At 37.7% G+C, this 1,630-nt stretch carries 2 protein-coding genes; one reads left to right on the top strand and one right to left on the bottom strand.

Translation table 11 applies throughout. The annotated features are described in order from the left end of the window. Positions 1 to 86 precede the first annotated feature (86 nt). Positions 87 to 485, top strand: coding sequence for a hypothetical protein (locus tag EI164_RS15990; RefSeq protein ID WP_192520969.1), 399 nt, complete (start codon positions 87 to 89; stop codon positions 483 to 485). A 50-nt stretch (positions 486 to 535) separates the two neighbouring features. Here EI164_RS15990 and EI164_RS15985 read toward each other — a convergent pair whose 3' ends face one another. Further along, positions 536 to 1,546, bottom strand: coding sequence for an IS1595 family transposase (locus EI164_RS15985; RefSeq protein WP_192520968.1), 1,011 nt, complete (start codon positions 1,544 to 1,546; stop codon positions 536 to 538). Between the last annotated feature and the right edge of the window lie 84 nt (positions 1,547 to 1,630).

Below are 1,630 nucleotides of genomic sequence, written 5' to 3'. Positions count from 1 at the left end.
TGTTTTAATAATGTGTTGATTAATTTAATGATAGAATAATGGTGTTATAGTAGTTTTGATTTAAGCAAACAAAAGGAATTAAGTATATGGTAGTAGATATCACTAACCCCGAATTAGTAGACAAAGATGAATTTCTACATAATGTACTACAAGCCATAGAGAATTTCTATTGCAATTTATACTACGCTATTGCTGATAGAAGTGTATTGATATTGATATTCAATCTAAGCGATAGTAAGTATGCTGATGAGATTGAGATATACATAAACCTACACGCTCCAACTGCTAGTTCCCAAGCGGTCAAACGTACTGATATCAAAGACCTTGACTGCATGACCTACGCATACCATGACGCTGATGGATGGGAGCGTGGGAGCGCAATTAAAGTTAAAGAACTAAGTATGGACGATATTTTTAACCTAATGGAAAAAGTATATGCTAGACGACTAAAGGATGGTGAGGTCTGCCATGCCGAAGTAGCTTAACTAGCTTTATCTAAATAAAAAGATAGAGTACAGCCCAACAGCCTTAATGGTTAGACAGGTACAGCAGGACGACTAGACAAATCAGCAGTCTTGCTTGTGCATAGCGTGTTACGAATAAAATCTAGCAGTACGGACTCTTTACTCTCTGATGACCCTTTAGCAAAATTAACAAAGTTATGATACACAAGGTAGTTGTTCAAATACTTAGTAGCCACACCCTTAAAGCGGTGCGTTATCAGGTCTTTAAGCCTACTGTGGTAGTTATTGACCATTTGGATATTGAATAAGCCATTACTGCGTTTCTTAGTAGCAATACGGATGTGATTTAGCTCCATATCCAGTGATAGTTTTTGATAAGGACGCAGCGAGTCAGTAACAAATACTGAGTTTTTTGAGATATTGCCATCTAATACTTTCTGCAAGTCTTTTAATGATGGTTTGCCTAGGTTTGATATCTTAGCAACGGATAGACCATCTAAGTTGACGGCACAAGGAACGCAAACCTTTTCTGTTGATAAGCCACGCTTACTCGCCTTAGTTCCTCGCTTATAGGCTATACGTGGCAATTTAAAAGACTTGTGATTACCCTTATATGATATTGCGGTAAATGTTTCGTCAGCTTGCACGACACCATCAAGCTCAACGTCAGTCATCATATTTTGTAGCGCATCAAGTATCTTGTGTCGCCATGCAAAGGCGGTAGCCAAATTGATATCACATATTTTGGCGCATTTGCGTAAGGGGTACTTCTCAATCATACAGTGGATATACTTTTCCCAAACCTCAATGCCTTTTTGCGAGTTGTATAATATAGTGCCTGTTTGCTCAACAAATGATTTTTTGCAGTCACGGCACAAGTAGCGTTGGTTGTTGCATTTAGTGCCATTTTTGACGAAATGGGTAGAGTCGCAATGAGGGCATTTTGATACCTCTTTAGCTGCAATAACTTTTTCAAGAGAATTTTGACCTGAAATATCACCAAGAAAGAGCTGTTTTTCTTTCTCAGAAAGGTTGTTGAATAACTGTTTGAGAATGTCGATGTTTTTTGTGGCGGTTGACATGGTTAAACCCTTATAAATCAAAGCCTGTAGAGTCATTATATCATTTATCAATAAGTTATATCAACACACTATTAAAACAGAGCC

This window comes from Psychrobacter sp. FME13, from assembly GCF_014861395.1.
In the GTDB taxonomy this organism is placed as follows: Bacteria; Pseudomonadota; Gammaproteobacteria; order Pseudomonadales; family Moraxellaceae; genus Psychrobacter.
Note: the sequence above shows the minus strand (reverse complement) of the source record. Positions and strands in the feature narration are given on the sequence as shown.